Genomic DNA, 19286 nt, shown 5'->3' with positions numbered 1-19286 from the left:
CGACATTTCAGAGGTTGGACAGGTGAAGAAGACACGCATCGCAATCGTCGGCCTCGGCATGGCGGTCACCCCCCATGCCCGGGGCCTGGTGGATCTTGCCGACGGGATCGAGGTGGTCCACGCCTTCAGCCCGAGCGAGGCACGCCGCCGGGCGTTTTCCGACAGGTTCCCGTTCCCGACCTGCGACAGCCTCGAAACGATCCTGAACGACGCGAGCGTCGAGGCGGTGGCGGTCTTCACGCCCGCCAACACCCATCGCGACATCGGCCTGGCGTGCGCGGCCGCAGGCAAGCATGTCCTGATGGAAAAGCCGCTCGACATCACCACCGCCCGCGCCGTCGAACTGGTGGAGGGGTGCCGGCGGGCCGGCGTCACCATGGGGGTCGTGCTCCAGCACCGCTTCCGCCCGGCCGGCATGAAGCTCGCGCAGATGCTTGCCGACGGCGAACTCGGCCGCATCGTCGGCTGCTCCACGGCCATCCGGCTGTGGCGGCCGCAATCCTATTACGACGAGCCGGGCCGCGGCTCCTTCGCCCGCGATGGCGGCGGCGTCCTTATCTCGCAGGGCATCCACACGCTCGACCTGATGCTGTCGCTTGCGGGCCAGGTCGATGTCGTCACCGGCTTCGCCACGACGACGCCGGTCCACCGCATGGAGACAGAGGACATGGTCTGCGCGGCCATGCGCTTCGACAATGGCGCCTTGGGCACCGTCGACGCGACCACCGCCGCCTATCCCGGTTTCCTCGAGGAAATCGTCGTCACGGGCGAAAAGGGCACGGCGCGGCTCGCCGGAACCGAACTTCTGGTGCAGCTGCAGGACGGCCCCAAGGTGGCGATCGAGGCAGACCGGAGCGCCGGCGGCACGGGCGCCGATCCGATGGCCTTCCCGCACGACTATCACCGCGCCGTCATGGCGGATTTCGCCGCAGCGATCCGCGAGGGACGCCAGCCGAAGGTGAGCGGCGAGGAAGCGCTCAAGGTCCACCGCCTCATCGATGCGCTGATCGAGACCGGCCGCACCGGCGCGCCTGCGACGGTCGCGCGATGAGCCGCGGCCTGTATTTCGCCGCGATCGGTCTCGACCACCGCCACATCTACCATCTCGTCGCCGAGAACGTCGCGGCGGGCGCCGAATGCGTCGGCTATTGTCCCCGGACCAGCGACCCCCGCGTCCTCGACGGTTTCCGCGAGCGCTTCCCGCAGCTGAGGCCGGTGGAGCGCGAGCGGCTACTGGAGGATCCGTCGATCGATTTCGTCGTCTGCGCCGCGATCCCCGTCGACCGCGCGGACGTCGCGATCGCGGCGATGCGTGCCGGCAAGGACGTCATGGTCGACAAGCCGGGCGCGGTGACCGAGGCGCAGGTCGCCGCCATCGAGCGCGTCGCGCAGGAGACGGGGCGCATCTTCTCCATCTGCTTCTCCGAACGCTTCGTCGTAAGGGCCTGCGAAACGGCATCGCGGCTGGTCGCGGAAGGTGCCATCGGCACCGTGGTGCAGACCACGGGCCTCGGGCCGCACCGGCTCAACCGGCAGATCCGCCCGGAATGGTTCTTCCGGCCCGAAGCCTTCGGCGGCATCCTCACAGACATCGCGTCGCACCAGATCGACCAGTTCCTGCACTTCACCGGCAACGCCACCGCCGGGATCGTCGCGAGCACCGTCGCCAACCACGCACTGCCGGATGTACCTGCCTTCGACGATTTCGGCGAGATCCTGCTGCGCGCAGGCAACGCCTCGGGCTTCATCCGCGTCGACTGGTACACGCCGGACGGCCTGCCGGCCTGGGGCGACGGCCGCCTGTTCCTGCTCGGCACCGGCGGAACCATCGAGCTCAGGAAATATGTCGACCTCGACGGCCGCCCGGGCGCCGATCACCTCTTCCTCGTCGACGGCAAGGGCGCCCGGCACATCGACTGCTCGGCCGAACCGCTGACCTACTTCGCACGGTTCCAGGACGACGTCCGCGACCGCACGGCGAGCGCGATGCCGCCGGGCCATGCGCTGACCGTCACCCGTCTCGCCATCGCGGCACAGACGACCGCGCATCGGCACGACGGCAGGACCTGAGACATCCGTACCGGCACGCCGGCTGCACGACAGACGGCCGCAGTTCTTATTCGACTGGACCTGGACGCGTTGGCCCGGCGTCGGGAGGGTGAAGGACGGGCCGGGCGTTTCCATCTGTCCGGCTTCCTCACCACCACGCCGAACGCCGATGTGCCGCCCGTACATCCGAGAGGGATGCCAGTCGTCCCCACCACGCCCGACGAGGTCGTCCGCGCCGTGGGAGGGAGCGAAGGCGCTGCGGCGGACTACCGGATGACGCGGAGCGATCCTGAGCCGGATGGAGCCATCCATGTCGGCGACGGGGAACAAAGCGCCGAGGTCACACCTGGCAGTGGGGGCCGGCCTGGCAACCAGCCTTCTCCAGGCTTGACTGGTTGTTTTCACGGGCCCAGGCGGTACAGATGCACGATCTTGCGGTCGAATGGCGCAGCCCCTACGTCATGTGCTCCGGCACCGAGCGCGGTGTGCCGCACTAAGTTGAGAGACCTCGGCTTCAAGCGCGGCGATCCGCGCATCGCGCGCTGAGAGGGCCGCCGCCACATCCGCAGCCTCGAACCTCTGTGGGATGTGCTGGGGACAATTCGCATCCCAGGCAGAGACGGTGAACATGATCACCTGTTCGGCGCGCGCCTTGTAGTCCCTCGGCATGAGGTCCGCGACCAGCGCCTCATCGCCCTCGACGACCCTCGCCGTTCCCCAGATCTTGATCCGGCGACGCTCTGCGTAGTCGATCAGGAACAGATACGCCTTCGGGTTGTCCGCAAGATTGCCCGAGGTGATGAACTGCCGGTTGCCGGCATAGTCGACAAAGCCAATCGTGTGCGCTTCGATGACCTTCAGGAACCCCGCAGCTCCCCCGCGATGCTGGATGTAGGGTTGCCCATCGGCGTTTGCGGTCGCCAGAAAGATGCTGGTCTGCGCCTCGATGAACGCCTTGAGATCGGGCGTGATCTCCGTTCGCCAGCCGCCCGACCGCTCCTGGCTTGCATAGGCGCGGCGCGAGCCCTTGCGGGCCTGGACAGCCTTCACGGTAGGCGTGAAGGCAACATCGCTTGAGTAGGTTGCTTCCACAAGATCCGTCCTAGAGTCCAAGGTCGCCGAGGCCGGGATGGTCGTCGGGACGGCGTCCCAACGGCCAGTGAAACTTGCGGTCCGCGTCCGCGATCGGCAGATCGTTGATGCTCGCGATGCGCCGCTGCATCAGGCCTTCGGCGTCGAATTCCCAGTTCTCGTTGCCATAGCTGCGAAACCACGCCCCGTCGGCATCGTGCCATTCGTAGGCGAAGCGCACCGCAATCCTGTTTCCGGCAAAGGTCCAGACCTCCTTCATCAGGCGATAGTCAAGTTCGCGTTCCCACTTTGCGGTGAGGAACGCCTCGATCCCGGCGCGACCTGACAGAAACGTGGACCGGTTCCGCCAGCCGCTGTCCGGCGTATAGGCAAGCGCCACGCGCGCGGGATCGCGGCTGTTCCAGGCATCCTCGGCCAGGCGCGCCTTTTGCGCGGCGGTCTCGGCGGTGAATGGGGGAAGCGGCGGACGGGTCATCATGACGGCTCCGTGGTTGAGGGGGCCGCCTTGGCGGCGGCCCCGCCGGGCTCAGGCTACGAGCGCCTCGGCGGCAGGGAAGTCGACAGCCGTCTGCGCCACTTCGTTGGCGTAGTTGGTCAGCGTGTTCACCGCGACATGCAGCACGATCTCGACCACCTGCGCATCGGAATAGCCGGCAAGCTTGACCGCCTTCACCTCGTCATCGCCCACGTGACCCCGCGCCTTGACGACGCTTGCGGCGAAGCGCACCGCGGCATCGGCCTTGGGGTCCGTCGAGTGGCCGCGACGGTTGGCGGCGATCTCTTCCGCATCGAGCTTGGCCATGTTCACGCCGATGTAACTGTGCGCGGCCAGGCAGTAGCCACAGCCGTTCAGCTCGGCGACGGCCAGCGCGATACGCTCGCGGGTGGGGGCAGGCAGGCTGCCCTTCGCGAGCGCGCCCGAGAGGGCAAGGTAGCCTTCCAGCGCGGCAGGGCTGTTTGCAATCAGGCGAAATAGGTTCGGCACCATGCCCAGTTGCTTTTCCACTTCCAGCAGCAGCGGCTGGCTGGCGGCGGGGGCATCGGCTGTCGTGGCAGGGATGGCGAGGCGGGTCATCGAAGGTCTCCTGTGGAAAAGGCCAGTCACTCTGGTCGTCCCTTAAGTAGAGACTGGCCAGAGGCGGGATAATCCAATAAATTCGGTGACCACCGTCCCATTTCCCGGAAGCCTCTGATGGACCGGCTCGACGCGATGACCGTCCTGCAAGCAGTTGTCGAGGCCGGAAGCCTGTCGGGTGCCGGTCGGCGGCTCGGCATTCCCCTGTCCACCGTCAGCCGCAAGGTCTCCGATCTCGAGGCGCATCTCGGGGCGCGTCTGCTTGTCCGGTCAACGCGCAGCATCGGTCTGACCGAGGTCGGGAAGGCCTATGTGGTCGCGACCCGGCGCATATTGGAAGATCTTGCCGAGGCCGAGCGCGCGGCGGCGGGCGAATACGAGGTCGTGAAGGGGGAAATGGTGATTACTGCGCCGATCGTGTTCGGGCGCCTGCACATGGTCCCGGTTGTCGCGGACTTCCTTCGTGCCTATCCGGAAACGGATGTGAGACTGGTCCTCGCAGACAGGCTACTGCACCTTGTGGAAGATCACGTCGATCTGGCCGTGCGCATCGCGACGCTGCCGGACAGCAGCGATGTGGCGATGAAGGTCGGAACCATCCGCCGTGTGGTCTGCGCAAGTCCCGAGTACCTGAAGCGGCGCGGCCGTCCGGAGAATCCGGCGCAGCTCGCGGAGCATGACATCGTGACCTTCTCCGCGCTCGCCCCGGCCGGAGCCTGGACCTTCGGGAGAGGAGCAGGGGAGCAGGTCGCACCGCTCCGCTCGCGTCTGACCGTCAATACCGCCGAAGCTGCAGTCGACGCGGCCATCGCCGGAGTGGGCCTGACCCGCGTGCTGTCCTATCAGGTCGCGGACGCAGTGAGTGCCGGACGGCTGGTGACTGTCCTTGACGATCACGCGCCAGACCCGGTGCCCGTCAGCCTCGTCTATCCCGTCCAGGGACTGCTACCGCTGAAACTTCGGGCCTTTCTCGATTTCGCGGCCCCGCGTCTGAAGGCCGCAATGCAGTAATCGGTGCAGCGTCAGCACGCTCGGCGCCGCGGTTCATCTGGATGTCCAGCCAAGTGGCCGCGCCACCGGTTCCACCGATCATGCCGGAGGGCGAGTGCGGCCGCTCAGCGCGGAGCGGCAAGTGCGCCACGGTGACAGCTTCATCGACGGTCGTCCTCACGTCCGTCATGCTTCCCATGCCCCTCGCCCCTACTGCGAAGGAAACAGGATCGGCATCGCGGCAAATCGTTCCGCCCACCCAGATACCTGCCCACGACCCCGCGCGCGCCTCTCCCATACCGCGTCCGGAGGAAACGGACGAGGCGACAGACCGACCGGCGGCATGCTGGACCAGATCCTGGCGCTGCTCGTCTGCCGGTCTCGCCAGCCGTGCGGCCGTCCAGCCTCTCCTGCTGCAGCTCCCCGGGCCCGGGCCCTGGCCCGGGGAAAGGAGGTGGCGCGATCCTTCGCCGCCTGACTGCCGTCCGGTGCGCCTGCCTCCGTCATGGCATCGTCTGCGGCCGACCGAGCCGAACGGCTGACCATGGAGTCTTCGCGTGCCGGCGCGGGTGCTGCGACAGCGTCCGGCACGGGCAAGGCTGCGGGCGCCCGCTGCCGGTCCTGAGAGACGCCCGGGTGGCGGATGCGTCTATGCCCGCGCGCGGCTTCGCCCGGCCGGAGCACTTCGTGCCGGCGCTGCGCACCCGGCACGAAGTGCTCCGGCCGCCGCGCCGCCCGCCTCCTCTCACCGTCGTGCTGCGGGGGGCCACCGCCCGTTGCCGAATCGGCAACGGGCGGTCCGAATCATTCTACTTTATTCGAACGTCCGCCGGCCGCATCATCCTCCCCGACCTGAGAGCTCAGCCGGCGTACGGGAACGCGCCAGGGTCCACCAACGGGAGATCGTCCATGCCTGAATTCCGCAGCACGCGCCGTCAATTCCTCCAGACTGCCGCCACGGTCGGCGGCCTTGTCGCCACCCACAGCCTGCTCAATGTCACCCGGGCCTCCGCGCAGTCGCCGGCCAAGGTCAACATGCAGCTCGGCTGGCTCGCCTCCAACGGCATCCTCGGCGAAGTCGTCGCCATGAAGAAGGGCTTCTACGCCGAGCAGGGCGTCGAACTCATGATCACGCCGGGCGGCCCCAACATCGACGGCGTCGCGAGCGTCGCCTCCGGCCAGGCGATGGTCGGCCAGACCTCGTCCAGCCCCTCCGTCATGCTCGCCCGCTCGGCCGGCATCCCGATCAAGGCGATCGCCGGCGGCTACCAGAAGCACCCCTTCACCTATTTCTCGCTCGCCAAGGATCCGATCCGCGAGCCGAAGGACATGATCGGCAAGACCATCGCCACCCAGCCCACCGCCTTCATCCTGGCGCGCGCGCTCTTGGCCAAGAATGGCATCGCCGAGGACCAGGTGACGCTGGTCAACATGGGCGCCGACATGAACCAGCTTCTCACCGGCCAGGCCCAGGCCGCGACCGGCTGGCTCACCAACACCAACGCGCTGAAAATCCTGGGCGACGACCGCGTCGACATGATGCTCTGGGACACCGGCATCCAGCTCTACGCCAACGTCTACTTCGCCACCGACAAGGCCATCGCCGAGACGCCGGACGTGCTGGCCAAGTTCATCTCCGGTTCCGCCATGGGCTGGGGCTACGCAAAGGACAACCCGGAAGAGGCCGTCGAGATCCTGGTCGAGACCTATCCAAACCTCGACAAGGCAAGCGAGCTCGAGGCCGTCAAGCCGGTGCTCGAATTCAGCTTCGGCGAAACCACCAAGTCCGAAGGCTGGGGCGCGATGAACCGGCCGAACTGGGAGGCCCAGCTCAAGACCTACGCCGATCTCGGCCAGTTCAAGGGCACGGTGCCGACGGTCGACGACATCATGACGCTGTCGATCCTCGAGGCGACAGCCGACATCCGCAAGAAGGTCGGCTGAGGTCATGGGCGCGAGCGCGCTGGCCCGGCCGGCCGCCATGCCCGCGGCCGCCGGGGACAAGGCGAACGTCGCCGTTGCGGTCCGCAACGTCGACGTCGTGTTCGGCGAAAGGGACAGCGCCGTGACGGCGCTGTCGGGGGTGTCGGTCGACATCCCCGTCGGGTCCCTCGTCACCATGCTTGGACCCTCGGGCTGCGGGAAGTCGACGCTGCTGCGGGCCATCGCCGATCTCGTGCCGCTCAGCGCGGGCGAGATCACGGTGCTCGGACGCTCGCCGGAGCAGGCGCGGCGCGAACGCAACTTCTCCTTCGTCTTCCAGGACGCGACGCTGCTCCCCTGGCGCAGCGCCATCGACAACGTCCGGCTGCCGCTCGAAGTCGGCGGCGGCGGCTCGGCGCACGCCGAACCCGCCGAACTGCTGGAACTCGTCGGCCTCAAGGGCCGCGAGAAGGCGCTTCCCTCCGAGCTCTCGGGCGGCATGCGCCAGCGCGTGGCGATCGCCCGGGCACTCGTCTCGCGGCCGAAGATCCTGCTCATGGACGAGCCTTTCGGCGCGCTCGACGAGATCACGCGCGACAAGCTCAACGAGGAGCTGCTGCGCATCTGGCGCGAGACGGGCACGACGATCATGTTCGTCACCCACTCCATTCCCGAGGCCGCGTTCCTCGGCCAGCACGTGCTCGTGCTCGCCTCCCATCCCGGCCGGGTGAAGGAGTTCGTGACGGTCGACCTGCCCGCCGAGCGGCGCCTCGCCATGCGCGACACGCTCGAATTCGTGCAGATCACGGCGCATCTGCGCCGCCTTCTGGAGGAATGCTGATGGCCGACGTCGCACATCGCTCCCCTGCCCTGACCCAGACGGCTGCCTTCGGCTTCGCCGACCGGTTTCGCGACAAGATGCCGGCAACGCTCGCCGTCGTCGGGCTCGTCGCCGGCTGGCAGTTCATCGTCTGGGCCTTCTCGGTGCCCACCTACATGGCGCCGGGCCCGCTCGACGTGCTCGCCTCCTTCCGCGACGACGGCCGGACGCTGTGGAGCAATTTCTGGCCGACCTTCTTCGAGTCCGTGCTCGGCTTCATCTTCGGCAACCTCGTCGCCATCCTGCTCGCGATCTGGTTCGTCCATTCGAGGACGGCCGAGAAGGCCTTCTACCCGATCGCCGTCTTCATCAACACGATCCCGATCATCGCGGTGGCGCCGATCCTGGTCCTGATCTTCGGCAGCGGCTACCTGCCCAAGGTCATCATCGCCGCGCTGATCTGCTTCTTCCCGACGCTGGTCAACATGGTGCGCGGCCTGAAGGCGGTAACGCCCGCCACGCTCGACCTGATGCGCGTCCTGTCCGCCTCGAAGTCCGAAGTCTTCTGGAAAGTGCGCATCCAGAGCTCCCTGCCCTTCCTCTTCGCCGCGCTGAAGATCGCCAGCACCACCTGCGTCATCGGGGCCATCGTGGCGGAATGGATCGGCTCCAACTACGGCCTCGGCGCCCTGATCATCGAGGCGACCTACAATTTCCGCTCGCCGCTGCTCTACGCGACGGTCTTCACGGCGGCGCTGCTCGCCGTGCTGCTCTTCACCCTCGTCTCGATCGCCGAGACGCGCCTCATCCGGTGGAAGACGTCCGACGTCCACTGAGACCGGAACGCCTGCCGACTAGAAAAACGGAGGAACATCATGGGACCCGTGACCATTCATGAAGCCGCGCGCGAGGCGAAGGTGGCCGACCGCTCCGACGTCGTCGTCGTCGGCGGCGGACCGGCCGGCATCTCGGCCGCCGTCTCGGCCGCCCGCAACGGCGCCAGCGTCACCCTGCTCGAGCGCTATCCCTATCTCGGCGGCCTCGCGTCCGGCGGCATGGTGCTGGTGCTCGACGACATGCACAATGGCGAGGAAGTCACCGTGCGCGGCATCTGCATGGAGATGATCGACCGCATGCGCGCCTGGGGCCTCTGCGTCACGCCCCCGGAAGAGGACCTGAGGCCGGGCGTGCGCGAGACGGAGGCCATGTGGCGCAAATGGGCGCGCTGGGGCCTGTTCGACTTCCACACCCAGACCATGCCGCACCCGGCCTGCTTCGCCGCCGCCTTCGATCCCGACGCCTTCAAGCGCGCCTCCTACGCCGTCATCGGCGATGCCGGCGTCAAGCTGCGCGCCCATTCCTGGTTCTCTTCGGCGATCGTCGAGGACGGCGCCATAAAGGGCGTGATCTGCGAGACCAAGGAAGGCCGCCAGGCCATCCTCGGCGACGTGGTGATCGACGCGACGGGCGATCTCGACGTGGCGGCGAGCGCCGGAGCGAAGTCGCAGGAGAGCTCCTTCATCCTCACTACCGTCTCGCGCTGGGGCGGCGTCGACACCGACCGCGCCGAGGCCTTCCAGTTCGAGCGGCCGGAGGAGTTCGCGAAGCTCGACCATGAGGCCAAGCGCATCATCGGCGGCTGCTGGAACTTCTGGTGGCTGAAGACGCCGCTGCCGGGCGTCGTCTGGCTCAACTGCCCGCACGTGCCCAAGCTGCACGGGCTGAAGGTCGCCGACCTCACCGCCGTCGAGATCGAAGGCCGCGCCCGCATGGAGCGCCTGATGGCCTTTGCCCGCGAGAACATGCCGGGCTTCGAAAAGGCCTATGTCGTCGACTTCGCGCCGCAGACCGGCGTGCGCCAGACGCGCATGCTGGAAGGCGAATACGTCGTCACCAAGGACGACGTCATGCAGCGCCGGCACTTCGCCGACACCGTGTGCCGCGGCCGCGACTACTACACCCCCTACCGCGCCATGCTGCCGCGCGAGGTCGACCAGCTGATCGTCGCCGGCCGGCACTATTCCGCGACGCCGCAGGCGCAGAAGTCGAGCCGCGAGATACCGCCCTGCATGGCCATGGGCGAGGCGGCCGGCATCGCCGCCACCGTCGCGCTCAACGCCGGCGTCAAGGTGCGCCATGCCGACGTGTCCGCCATCCAGCGCCAGATGCGCGCCCAGGGCGCCGATCCGGGCGATGTCCCGTCCGAAAACGCGATGCTCCTGGAGGCCGCCGAATGACCACTCTTCCGCTCGACGGCGTCCGGGTGATCGACTTCACCCAGGTGATGATGGGGCCGTGCTGCACCCAGATGCTCGCCGATTACGGCGCCGAGGTCATCAAGATCGAGAAGGACAGGATCGGCGACCTGTCGCGCTGGTCGCTCGGCTCGGATCCGGACGGATTGAACAACCCGGTCTTCTCCTCGCTCAACCGCAACAAGAAGAGCGTCGCGCTCGACCTGAAATCGGAGGAAGCGAAGGCGCAGGTGCAGGCGCTGATCGACGCGGCCGACGTCGTCGTCAGCAACTTCCGCCCGGGCGTCATGGAGCGCATGGGCTTCGGCTACGACGACCTGAAGCGGCGCAATCCGGGCATCATCTTCGCCATCGGCTCCGGTTTCGGCCTCGAAGGCCCCAACGTCCACAAGGGCGGCCAGGACGTTCTGGCCCAGGCGATGACCGGCGTCATGGCACGCAAGGCCGACGCCACCCAGCCCACGTCGATCTACTCGACGGCACTGTGCGACTATTCCGCAGGCATGCATCTGGTACAGGGGGTGCTGCTGGCGCTGCTGCAGCGCCAGAAGACCGGCCTCGGCCAGGTCGTCTCGGTGTCGCTCTACAACTCCATGCTCGCCATGCAGATGCAGGAGGGCGCCGCCCACATGATGCGCGGCAAGGACCTGAATTGGGGCGCCTTCCCGCTGACCGGCGTCTTCGAGACCACCGACCGTCCGATCGTGATGGTCGGCGCCTTCAAGCAGAACCCGCTGCGCGACATCTGCGAGGCGCTGGAGATCGAGGACCTGTCGAAGGAGGAGCGCTTCGCCGATCTCGACCGGCAGATGGAGCACAAGGCGGAGCTCCAGGCGGTGTTCCGCGCCCGCTTTGCCGAGAAGGGCTGCGACCACTGGCTGGCGCGGCTGGAAAAGGTCGACATCCTCTGCGCGCCGGTGCGCACGCTGGCGGAGGCGCTGGAGGACGAGCAGACCCTGGTCAACCGCATGATCCTCGACGCTGGACGGTCGCCGAATGGCCCGATCCGCCTGATCGGCAGCCCGATCGACATGTCCTCCGCACCCGTCACGATCCGGCATGCACCGCCGCGTCTCGGCGAACACAATGACGAGGTACTCGGCATGGCCGACGAGCGCCGCCGGGGGGCCGCATGACCGTCCGCCTCGACATCGCCGATCGCGTCGCGCGTGTCGTCATCGACCGTGCCGACCGGCTGAACGCCGTCGACGCGGCACACGAGGCCGAGCTCGAGGCCGCGTGGCAGGAAATCGAGCGCCGCTCCGACGTCTCCTGCGTGGTGCTGACCGGCGCCGGCGAAAAGGCCTTCTGCGTCGGCGCCGACATGAAGGACGTCGGCAAGTCCGGCCTCGAATACTGGGCGGACGCGCGGCCGCACGGCTTCGGCGGCATCGCCTACAGGCGCTCGCTCGACGTGCCGGTGATCGCCCGCGTCAACGGCTATGCGCTCGGCGGCGGCTTCGAGATGGTGCTCGGCTGCGACATCGTCGTGGCGTCCGAGAAGGCGCAGTTCGGACTGCCCGAGGGCCGCGTCGGCCGCATGCCGCTCGACGGCGGGATGGTGCTGCTGCAGCGCAAGATCCCGCACAACCTTGCCATGGGCGTCATGCTCACCGGCCGACGTTTCTCGGCCGCCGAAATGGCCGGCTTCGGCATCGTCAACGAGGTCGCGCCCGCCGACCAGCTCGACGCGGCGGTCGACCGCTGGGTGGCCGACATCGTCGCCAACGCCCCCCTGTCGCTGCGCGCCATCAAGCAGACGGTCAACCGCACGGGCCATCTCTCCCCGGCGGAGGCGCAGGCGCTGCGCACGCCCGCCCTCGTCGCAGCCCTCGCCAGCGAGGATTCGCAGGAAGGGGTCCGCGCCTTCAACGAAAAGCGTGCGCCGGTGTGGAAGGGACGTTAGGGTCGCCTGATCCATCGCGGAGGAGCGACCCGTCACCATGCATGCCGCCGTCCTGCGCTACTTCGTCGCCGTGGCGCGCGCGGGCTCGATCCGCAAGGCCTCGGAGGAGCTGCACGTCGCCAGTTCCGCCGTCAGCCGCCAGATCCAGAAGATCGAGGACGAACTCGGCACGCCGCTGTTCGAGCGGCTGCCGAGCGGCCTGCGGCTGACGCGGGCCGGCGAGATCGCGCTCCGCCACGCGCGCGAGACGCTGCACCAGTTCGACATCATGCGCGGCGAACTCGGCGACCTGAAGGGCAAGAAGACCGGCCGGGTCCATATCGCCTGCCTCGACAGTCTCTCGGTGCAGTTCCTGCCCGAGCGCGTGATGACCTTCCACCGCCGGCACCCGGCGATCGACCTCAGGATCCGCAACGACAACTACAGCCAGATCTTCGGTTTCGTCGCCGATGGCGACGTCGACGTCGGCATCACCTTCGACCTCGCCCGCCCCGAAGACATCCGCCGCGTCGCGGGCGTGCCGATGCCGCTGATGGCGATGGTGGCGCGCGATCATCCCCTGGCCCGGTCGAAGTCCGTGACCCTGCAGGAATGCGCCCAGTTCAATCTCCTGCTCCAGCTCGACAACGAGGTGATGAGCTCGATGATCTCGATCGAGCTCGCCGCGCTCGACCGCACCGGCCGCACGCTGGTCGCCACCAACAACCAGATGATGCTCAAGCCTCTCATCCTGGCCGGCGTCGGCGTCGCCTTCTTCACCCCGATCGGCCTGCTGAACGAGTTGCGCGAGGGCAGTGTCGTCGCCCTGCCGATCGCCGGTTCCCGGCTGCAGGAGCTGGAAATCTCCGTCATGGTCCCCCGCAACCGCCCCCTGACCGGCGCCACGCAGGCCTTCGTGGATTTCATTGCCGCCGAACTGGTCGCCTACAGCAAGGACATCCACGAGGTGCTGAACCGATGAGCGTGACAACCGCCGTCGAACGCTACCTGCCGACGCCCGGCCGCGGGCCTGCACTTCGGGACGTCGAGATCACCATCGGCATGGAGGGTCCGGCGATCACGGGCACCAGCACGGCCGGCGCCGGCCTGCTTGCATTGCCTGCGCCCGTCAACGCACACGACCACGGCTACGGCATCCGGCCCTATGATTTCGGCGGCCTCGACGACGCGCTGGAAGCCTGGATCCCCTTCATGCGGCTGAGGCCGCCGACGGATCCCTATCTCGAAGCCCTCGTGGCCTTCGGCCGGATCGCCTCGTCCGGCTGCGGCGCGACCATGCACTGCCACAACTCGCTCAACCTGGCGACACTCGTCGGCGAGGCATGCGAGGTGGTGCGGGCCGCGCGCGACGTCGGCATCCGGCTCGGCCTCTCCTGCCCCCTCCTCGACACGTCGCCCTTCGTCTATGGCGGCCTGCCCGAATTCCTGCCGGGCCTGTCCGCCACCGAACGCGCGCGCGTCGAGGCGCTGGCGCCGAGCTATGCGCCGATCGCCGACCAGCTTGCCGCCGTCGACGCCATCGCCCGCGCGCACGGCTCCGGCATGGTCGACGTGCAGTACGGTCCGGTCGGCCCGCAATGGGCGAGCGACGCGCTGCTCGAAGCCGTCGCCGAGGCCTCGGCGCGCACCGGCCGGCGCATCCACATGCACCTGCTGGAGAGCCCGCGCCAGCGCACATGGCTCGACCGGCGCTTCCCGCAGGGCGTGGTCCGGTTCCTCGACGAGATCGGCTTCCTGTCGCCGCGTCTGGCCATCGCCCACGGCGTGCAGCTGAGGCCTGACGAATGCGAACTGCTGGCCGCGCGCGGCGTCATCCTTGCCAGCAATCCCGCCGCAAACCTGCGCCTCCGCTCCGGTATCGCGCCCCTCGAGACCATCCGCGGCGCCGGGCTTGCATACGCCATCGGCCTCGACGGCACGGGCATGGACGACGACCAGGACATCTGGCGCGAGATGCGCCTATTCCATCTCCTGCATGGCGGACGCGGACTGGAGCCGTCGATCCCGACGGCGGAGATCTTCGACGCCGCAATCGGGCGCGGCGCGGCCGTCGTCAACCAGCCGCCGGCCCGCGACCTCGTCGTGGTCGACTACGCGGCGCTGGTCGCAGACGCCATGTTCGACGATCTCGACGAGGCGGAACTCCTGTTGGGTCGCATGACAGCCCGCCACGTGCGCAGTCTGGTCGTGGGCGGCCGGTGGATCGTGGAGAATGGGCGACTGGCGACGGTCGATTTAGAGGCCGCGCGCCGCGAACTGGTCGGCCAGGCGCGCGCGTCGGCGGGCAAGCTCGGCGAGCAGCGCGACAATGCGCGGTTCCTGTCGGAATTGGTCCGGCGCCACTATGCGGGCTACGCCGGCTGATCTCCCGGCCGCGGCGGCCGACCGGCGACCAGCGGATGGTCGAGATCGGTCTTGCGGGTCATGTCCCAGCCGCCCGGCGAATGCCACCCCGTCACCGCATCGCCGAAGAAGTCGCGGTTGACGGCCTCGAACGGCATGTGCTGCGGCTTCATCTCACCGTCCCAGACGATCGCGTCGACCGGACAGATCGACAGGCACAGCCCGCAATTGATGCACTCGTCGGGATGGATGTAGAACATCCGCCCGCCTTCGTAGATGCAGTCGACGGGACAGGCGGCCGTGCAGGCGCCGTCCTTCACGTCGATGCAGGGTTCGGTGATGATGTAGGCCATCGTGCCTGTCCGGTCTCCTCTATTCAGAGAGTGTCGCAGCAGGGGGCGTTCCAAACAATCATCGATTGTCGCCATCCGCGTTGCCGATCAGGCAACGCCGAGAACGCGTCGAGCGTCAGGGCGCCTCGTAGCCGGTCATTTCCAGATAGCCCCTGCCCTCGTGGCTGCCGCTGACGATCACCGGCCCTTCCCAGTAGGGCACGGTCAGCCCCATCCAGGCCTGGCTGTTCAGCGCAGCCACCGTCACGTCGAGCCCCTTGTCCTCCAGGATCACCCGCCAGCGCGTCGGCACAGCGCGGCCGGCGACCTGGCTCTCCTCCAGCGGCGTCGCCACCAGCGCGCCGTCGCCATAGGGCGTCGTCGTGCCGTCGGCCTCGATCCAGGTCGCCGAGGTGAAGTCGCCGCCGGCGGCGTCCCGCAGCCGGAAGCCCATCAGCTTGTCGCCGTCCGCGAAGGAGAGCGAGAACCAGTCCCAGCCGGACTGGGTTTCGGCGAGCGGCTGCGACGACCATTCCCGGTCGAGCCAGGCCGTTCCGCGCACGGGGATTTCGCCTTCCGGCAGCGTGAGCGTGCCTTCGACCTCGAAGAACGGCTGCGAATAATAGTGGCTCGCCTGTCCCGCCGCGGATTTGACCGAGTAGCCGTCCTGGCCGTGGAAGACGAGCGGCCCTGCGGCGCGCATCGTCACGTCGTAGGCGAAGTCGGCGCCCGTGGCCGACAGCCGAGCGGTGCCGAGAAGATCGCCCTCCATGTGCCAGTCGTCGATCCAGGCCTCGAAGGGCTCCGCGGTCACGCCGGCCTGTCCCGTCCCGCCGCGCCCGAAACGTTCGGCGGCCTTGTGGACCGTCGCGCTCGTCACAGCAGCATGGCCGAACCAGACCTGCGGGCTTTCCCATCCTTCCGCCTCGCCCGGCTTCAGGGCGGAGCGGAACAGCGTCCATTGCAGGCCGTAGGGCGTGCCGTCGGGGCCGCTCAGGTTCGCGGTGACGTACCACCACTCGATGCGGAAGTCGGGATGTGCGCCATGGTCCTGCGGAAAGGAGAAGACATGGCCCGGTTGCGGCATGGCGAAGCCTTCGGCATCGGTGCCGAGCCCGGCGAAACCCTGCGCGAAGGCCGTGCCGCCGCAGGCGAGCCAGAGAACCAGAAGGAGCGATCGGAACCTAGCGTTCATGGGCAAACACCTTGAGCAGGCTTGCCGGCGCCATGCGCGACAGCCGCCAGGCCGGCCAGGACGCGGCCAGCAGCGCGGCCGCGAGCGTGAGCAGGATCAGCCGGCCATATTCCAGCGGAAACAGGAACATCGGCAGGCGCCAGCCGAAGGCCTCGACGTTGACTACGGCAAGCAGCACCCAGGCAAGCAGAAGCCCGAGCGGGATGGCCAGCACCGCCGTCAGCAGCGCCAGGAGCACGGTGCGCAGCACTTCCAGTCCCGCCAGCCGCCGCTGCGTCACGCCCATCGCCCACACCGGCGCGAGCTGCGGCAGCCGCATTGCCGCCAGCGTCAGCAGGCTCATCAGGATGGAGAAGGCCGCCACCGCCAGCGTCAGCACGTTGAGCGCCTCGGTCACCGAGAAGGTGCGCTCGAACACCGACAGCGAGAACCGCTTGATCGCGGCCTGGTCGATGATGGACGAGGACGGCAGGCCGAACTCGTCGACGAGCGCGCGCCGCAGCGCTTCGGGATTGTCGGTCCGCAAGCCAAACCGGGCGGCCGAGACCGCCGGATAGGCTTGGCGGAACAGCGTCTCGCTGACGATCGCCTGCCCGATCGGATTGCCGTAGTCGCCGACGATGCCGGCGATGGGCAGTGCCAGGCCCGGCGCCGCCGCAAGACGGTCGCCGAGGCCGAGGCCGGCCCGGCGCGACAGCTGCTCGTTGACGATCACGGCCTCCCCGTCGGCCACCCGGTCCCAGACATCGGCCTCGGCGGCGAGGAATCGCCAGTTCTCGCGATAGGTCCGCCCGATCCGGGCGCCGTAGAGCTCCGCCGGCAGCCCGGCGAGTTCGGTCTCCACCGACAGGATCGGCTGGATCTCGTCGGCGCGCGTGTCGAGGAAGCGCTCCAGTGCCGCGCGGTCGTCCACGCCGGCCGCGTCGACATAGAGTTCGGCCGACAGGCGCTGGTCGAGGAAACCGGTGAAGGTCAGCCGGAAGCTCGACACCATGGTGGAGACGCCGACATTGGCCGCCATGGCCAGCAGCAGCGCCATCAGCGCCAGGCTGAGGCCGGGCAGCTGCTGGCGGCTGTCGGCCCAGAACCATTGCGGCAACACGCCCGACGACCGGTCCTGCCCCGTCTTCAGGATCACGGCGAGGCAGAGCGGCAGGGCCAGCGCCCCGCCGAGGAACAGGCAGGCGAGGATCGCAAATCCCGCCACCAGCCCGGCGCCCATGACGGCGAGACCGCCCGCCGCCGCGAGGAGGAAGAGCGCGGCCGCCGCCTGGATCGAGCGCCCGCGCCCCGACGCGACGGCCCAGGCCCGCCCCCCGGCACTGGCCAGGATCGGCATGCGCGAGAGACGCCACAGCGCGCTCGCCGCCGCGACCAGCGCGCCGCCCACGGCCATCGCCAGACCAGACAACCACCAGACGGGTCGGATCTGCAGCGTGCCGGCGACGTCGGCTCCGTAGAGGCCGCGGATCGTCGCCGCGACGTCGGGCAGCAGGACCGCCGCGACCAGATAGCCAAGCAGGATCCCGATGCCGCCGGCCAGCAGGGCCAGCACGACGAGTTCCAGGATCATCAGCACGATCAGCCGGTCGAGCGGGATGCCGAGCGCGCGCAGCGTGCGCACCATGCCGCGCCGCTGCTCGAAGGCGAGGCCGATCGCCCCGTGCACGATGAAGATGCCGACCGCGAAGCTCAGGAAACCGAAGGCGGTCAGGTTGAGATGGAAGCTGTCGGTGAGGCGGCCGACATCGCTTGCGCCGTCGGCCCGCTGGAGGACGACGTCGGGTGCCACCTCGGCGAGCGGCCGTTGGCGCAGCGGCTGGACCGGCGAAACCACCAGCCGGCTTATGCGACCGCCTCGGTCGAGCAGCTCCTGTGCCACGCCGATGTCGGCGATCACCGTGCCCGACGCGATCGACGCATCGACGATCACCGGGTTCGGCAATGCGCCCCGCAGCACGTCCGCCGCCTCCGGCCCGGCCATCAGCGTGTCGGCTTCGAGGAACCCCGCGAGGTCCGTATTGGCCAGCGCCGCACTCGCGGCGGCGCCGACCGGCACGGTCAGCGGTTCGATGCCGACCAGTCTCAGCGTCGACGTGCCTGCGCGAAGCCGCCCCTCGACCACCGGGCTGACCAGCCAACCGGCGCGGCGCAGGGCGATAAACCGCTCCTGCGGCATCGTCTCGCCATTGGCCGGAACGAGTTGGTCGAGCCGTCCCTCGCCCAGCGCGGCGGCCGCCGCGTCGTAGCTCGCGCGCGCCTCTGCATTGATCGCCTGGACGCCGGACCACAGCGCGGTCGCCAGCGCGAGACCAACCACCAACGTCAGGAACTGGACGCGGTTGCGCATCCAGTGCGAAGCGAGCGCACCGAGCGTGGCCGCCGTCATGCGAGGCGGCCCTGGCTCAGATGGGCATGGCGGCCGAGCTTGGCGGCAAGACGCGGCGAATGCGTGACCATGAGAAGCGCGGCACCTGTCTCGGCCACCAGCGCCAGGAACTGGTCCATCACCTCGTCGGAGGTTTTCTCGTCGAGGTTCCCGGTCGGTTCGTCGGCGAGGATGAGCCGCGGGCTTGCGGCAAGCGTGCGGGCGATCGCCACGCGCTGCTGCTGTCCGCCCGACAGTTGCTCGGGATACTTCCGCAGATGCGGCTCGAGCCCGAGCGCCTTCGTCAGTCCAGCTGTTCTTTCCGCGTCAGGCGCGCCCCCGAGACGCGCCTGGAAGGCGATGTTGGCCGCGATGTCGAGCGACGGGATCAGGTTGAACTGCTGGAAGACGATGCCGACCTTGGTGCGCCGCAGGGCTGCGCGCCCCCGGTCGTCCAGCGCCGTCACATCCGCGCCGTCGAGCAGGATGCGGCCGCTATCGGCGCCGTCGAGTCCAGCGACCAGATGGAGCAGCGTGCTCTTGCCGGAGCCGGATTCGCCCGTCAGCGCCAGGCTCTCGCCCAGCCCCAGCGCCAGCGTCACCCCGCGCAGCACGGGAACCGGTCCGTCGGGACCTGGATAGGATTTCGTGATGTCGTCGATTTCGAGAAGCATGCGCCGAAGCTATCGCACGCCGCGCAAACGGAAAGCCATCATGGCTGGATTTCTTGCGGGCGGAAGGCCCGGTGCGACGCTGCCTCGGCGCGTTCTCCAGATGACGGATACACTCCAGGCCCCTGCATCGGTGCGCAACTCCGGCGCGCAGAAGCAAGGCGACGACCACCGGCCTGCATCCGGCAAGCGGCTTAGCCGGTACGCCGTGTCTAATGCAGGTCGTGTGCGTCAAGTTCTGCAAATTGGGCGGCCACGGCTCTGGTC

The 19286-nt window shown here is 68.5% G+C and carries 18 protein-coding genes; 11 read left to right on the top strand and 7 right to left on the bottom strand.

Annotated elements, in window-relative coordinates; genetic code table 11:
• Positions 1-22 precede the first annotated feature (22 nt).
• Together N1F91_RS13795 and N1F91_RS13790 are read left to right on the top strand one after the other, a co-directional pair.
• Positions 23-1051 carry a Gfo/Idh/MocA family oxidoreductase gene (locus N1F91_RS13795; protein ID WP_289992890.1) on the top strand — a complete coding sequence of 343 codons (1029 nt, stop codon included), beginning with the start codon at positions 23-25 and terminating at the stop codon, positions 1049-1051.
• Positions 1048-2070, top strand: coding sequence for a Gfo/Idh/MocA family oxidoreductase (locus N1F91_RS13790; protein ID WP_289992887.1), 1023 nt, complete (start codon positions 1048-1050; stop codon positions 2068-2070). The genes N1F91_RS13795 and N1F91_RS13790 overlap by 4 nt, the downstream gene beginning before the upstream one ends.
• Before the next feature lie 438 nt (positions 2071-2508).
• On the opposite strand, the gene N1F91_RS13785 is transcribed toward N1F91_RS13790, so the two are convergent.
• Genes N1F91_RS13785 through N1F91_RS13775 form a run of 3 tightly spaced genes read right to left on the bottom strand, consistent with a single transcriptional unit; the run spans position 2509 to position 4216 of the window.
• On the bottom strand, positions 2509-3141 hold the full coding sequence (locus N1F91_RS13785; RefSeq protein ID WP_289992885.1) for a pyridoxamine 5'-phosphate oxidase family protein: 633 nt from the start codon (positions 3139-3141) through the stop codon (positions 2509-2511).
• A gap of 10 nt (positions 3142-3151) precedes the next feature.
• The gene (locus tag N1F91_RS13780; RefSeq protein ID WP_289992995.1) at positions 3152-3616 is read right to left on the bottom strand and encodes a nuclear transport factor 2 family protein; all 465 of its coding nucleotides are present in this window, start codon (positions 3614-3616) and stop codon (positions 3152-3154) included.
• Between the two features lie 51 nt (positions 3617-3667).
• On the bottom strand, positions 3668-4216 hold the full coding sequence (locus N1F91_RS13775; protein ID WP_289992883.1) for a peroxidase-related enzyme: 549 nt from the start codon (positions 4214-4216) through the stop codon (positions 3668-3670).
• 117 nt (positions 4217-4333) lie between these two features.
• On the opposite strand from N1F91_RS13775, the gene N1F91_RS13770 reads away from it, so the two are divergent.
• From N1F91_RS13770 to N1F91_RS13730, 9 genes are all read left to right on the top strand, one after another.
• Positions 4334-5227: a LysR family transcriptional regulator gene (locus tag N1F91_RS13770; RefSeq protein ID WP_289992882.1), complete on the top strand. Its 894-nt coding sequence runs from the start codon at positions 4334-4336 to the stop codon at positions 5225-5227.
• An 888-nt stretch (positions 5228-6115) separates the two neighbouring features.
• Positions 6116-7150, top strand: a complete 1035-nt coding sequence (locus tag N1F91_RS13765; RefSeq protein ID WP_289992881.1) for an ABC transporter substrate-binding protein — start codon at positions 6116-6118, stop codon at positions 7148-7150.
• A gap of 4 nt (positions 7151-7154) precedes the next feature.
• On the top strand, positions 7155-7970 hold the full coding sequence (locus N1F91_RS13760; RefSeq protein ID WP_289992880.1) for an ABC transporter ATP-binding protein: 816 nt from the start codon (positions 7155-7157) through the stop codon (positions 7968-7970).
• Positions 7970-8785, top strand: coding sequence for an ABC transporter permease (locus N1F91_RS13755; protein WP_289992879.1), 816 nt, complete (start codon positions 7970-7972; stop codon positions 8783-8785). The genes N1F91_RS13760 and N1F91_RS13755 overlap by 1 nt, the downstream gene beginning before the upstream one ends.
• 39 nt (positions 8786-8824) lie before the next feature.
• Entirely contained in the window at positions 8825-10186 is a 1362-nt protein-coding gene (locus N1F91_RS13750) for an FAD-dependent oxidoreductase (protein WP_289992878.1), read from the top strand.
• The gene (locus N1F91_RS13745; RefSeq protein WP_289992876.1) at positions 10183-11340 is read left to right on the top strand and encodes a CoA transferase; all 1158 of its coding nucleotides are present in this window, start codon (positions 10183-10185) and stop codon (positions 11338-11340) included. The genes N1F91_RS13750 and N1F91_RS13745 overlap by 4 nt, the downstream gene beginning before the upstream one ends.
• The gene (locus N1F91_RS13740; protein WP_289992875.1) at positions 11337-12110 is read left to right on the top strand and encodes an enoyl-CoA hydratase-related protein; all 774 of its coding nucleotides are present in this window, start codon (positions 11337-11339) and stop codon (positions 12108-12110) included. Before N1F91_RS13745 ends, N1F91_RS13740 begins: the two co-directional genes overlap by 4 nt.
• A gap of 37 nt (positions 12111-12147) precedes the next feature.
• Positions 12148-13071: a LysR family transcriptional regulator gene (locus N1F91_RS13735; protein ID WP_289992874.1), complete on the top strand. Its 924-nt coding sequence runs from the start codon at positions 12148-12150 to the stop codon at positions 13069-13071.
• The gene (locus N1F91_RS13730; protein WP_289992873.1) at positions 13068-14474 is read left to right on the top strand and encodes an amidohydrolase family protein; all 1407 of its coding nucleotides are present in this window, start codon (positions 13068-13070) and stop codon (positions 14472-14474) included. The genes N1F91_RS13735 and N1F91_RS13730 overlap by 4 nt, the downstream gene beginning before the upstream one ends.
• On the opposite strand, the gene fdxA is transcribed toward N1F91_RS13730, so the two are convergent.
• The 4 genes from fdxA to N1F91_RS13710 form a co-directional block, all read right to left on the bottom strand.
• Positions 14462-14806, bottom strand: a complete 345-nt coding sequence (gene fdxA, locus N1F91_RS13725; RefSeq protein ID WP_289992872.1) for a ferredoxin — start codon at positions 14804-14806, stop codon at positions 14462-14464. The two genes, N1F91_RS13730 and fdxA, sit on opposite strands and share 13 nt — an antisense overlap.
• 115 nt (positions 14807-14921) lie before the next feature.
• On the bottom strand, positions 14922-15980 hold the full coding sequence (locus tag N1F91_RS13720; protein ID WP_289992870.1) for a lipocalin-like domain-containing protein: 1059 nt from the start codon (positions 15978-15980) through the stop codon (positions 14922-14924).
• Complete coding sequence (locus N1F91_RS13715; RefSeq protein ID WP_289992869.1) at positions 15970-18369, bottom strand: FtsX-like permease family protein; 2400 nt, start codon at positions 18367-18369, stop codon at positions 15970-15972. Before N1F91_RS13715 ends, N1F91_RS13720 begins: the two co-directional genes overlap by 11 nt.
• Complete coding sequence (locus N1F91_RS13710; protein WP_289992868.1) at positions 18366-19022, bottom strand: ABC transporter ATP-binding protein; 657 nt, start codon at positions 19020-19022, stop codon at positions 18366-18368. Before N1F91_RS13710 ends, N1F91_RS13715 begins: the two co-directional genes overlap by 4 nt.
• Positions 19023-19286: the final 264 nt, after the last annotated feature.

It is taken from the genome of Aquibium sp. ELW1220 (assembly GCF_030398385.1).
Taxonomy (GTDB): Bacteria; Pseudomonadota; Alphaproteobacteria; order Rhizobiales; family Rhizobiaceae; genus Aquibium.
This window is presented reverse-complemented; position numbering and strand designations above follow the sequence as displayed.

What these genes read in the sequence shown, in the direction of transcription:
- N1F91_RS13790 (WP_289992887.1), top strand. Translation starts at nt 1,048, where the DNA reads ATGAGCCGCGGCCTGTATTTCGCCGCGATCGGTCTCGACCACCGCCAC.
- N1F91_RS13780 (WP_289992995.1), bottom strand. Translation starts at nt 3,616, where the DNA reads ATGACCCGTCCGCCGCTTCCCCCATTCACCGCCGAGACCGCCGCGCAA.
- N1F91_RS13775 (WP_289992883.1), bottom strand. Translation starts at nt 4,216, where the DNA reads ATGACCCGCCTCGCCATCCCTGCCACGACAGCCGATGCCCCCGCCGCC.
- N1F91_RS13770 (WP_289992882.1), top strand. Translation starts at nt 4,334, where the DNA reads ATGGACCGGCTCGACGCGATGACCGTCCTGCAAGCAGTTGTCGAGGCC.
- N1F91_RS13765 (WP_289992881.1), top strand. Translation starts at nt 6,116, where the DNA reads ATGCCTGAATTCCGCAGCACGCGCCGTCAATTCCTCCAGACTGCCGCC.
- N1F91_RS13760 (WP_289992880.1), top strand. Translation starts at nt 7,155, where the DNA reads ATGGGCGCGAGCGCGCTGGCCCGGCCGGCCGCCATGCCCGCGGCCGCC.
- N1F91_RS13755 (WP_289992879.1), top strand. Translation starts at nt 7,970, where the DNA reads ATGGCCGACGTCGCACATCGCTCCCCTGCCCTGACCCAGACGGCTGCC.
- N1F91_RS13750 (WP_289992878.1), top strand. Translation starts at nt 8,825, where the DNA reads ATGGGACCCGTGACCATTCATGAAGCCGCGCGCGAGGCGAAGGTGGCC.
- N1F91_RS13745 (WP_289992876.1), top strand. Translation starts at nt 10,183, where the DNA reads ATGACCACTCTTCCGCTCGACGGCGTCCGGGTGATCGACTTCACCCAG.
- N1F91_RS13740 (WP_289992875.1), top strand. Translation starts at nt 11,337, where the DNA reads ATGACCGTCCGCCTCGACATCGCCGATCGCGTCGCGCGTGTCGTCATC.
- N1F91_RS13735 (WP_289992874.1), top strand. Translation starts at nt 12,148, where the DNA reads ATGCATGCCGCCGTCCTGCGCTACTTCGTCGCCGTGGCGCGCGCGGGC.
- N1F91_RS13730 (WP_289992873.1), top strand. Translation starts at nt 13,068, where the DNA reads ATGAGCGTGACAACCGCCGTCGAACGCTACCTGCCGACGCCCGGCCGC.
- fdxA (WP_289992872.1), bottom strand. Translation starts at nt 14,806, where the DNA reads ATGGCCTACATCATCACCGAACCCTGCATCGACGTGAAGGACGGCGCC.
- N1F91_RS13720 (WP_289992870.1), bottom strand. Translation starts at nt 15,980, where the DNA reads ATGAACGCTAGGTTCCGATCGCTCCTTCTGGTTCTCTGGCTCGCCTGC.
- N1F91_RS13715 (WP_289992869.1), bottom strand. Translation starts at nt 18,369, where the DNA reads ATGACGGCGGCCACGCTCGGTGCGCTCGCTTCGCACTGGATGCGCAAC.
- N1F91_RS13710 (WP_289992868.1), bottom strand. Translation starts at nt 19,022, where the DNA reads ATGCTTCTCGAAATCGACGACATCACGAAATCCTATCCAGGTCCCGAC.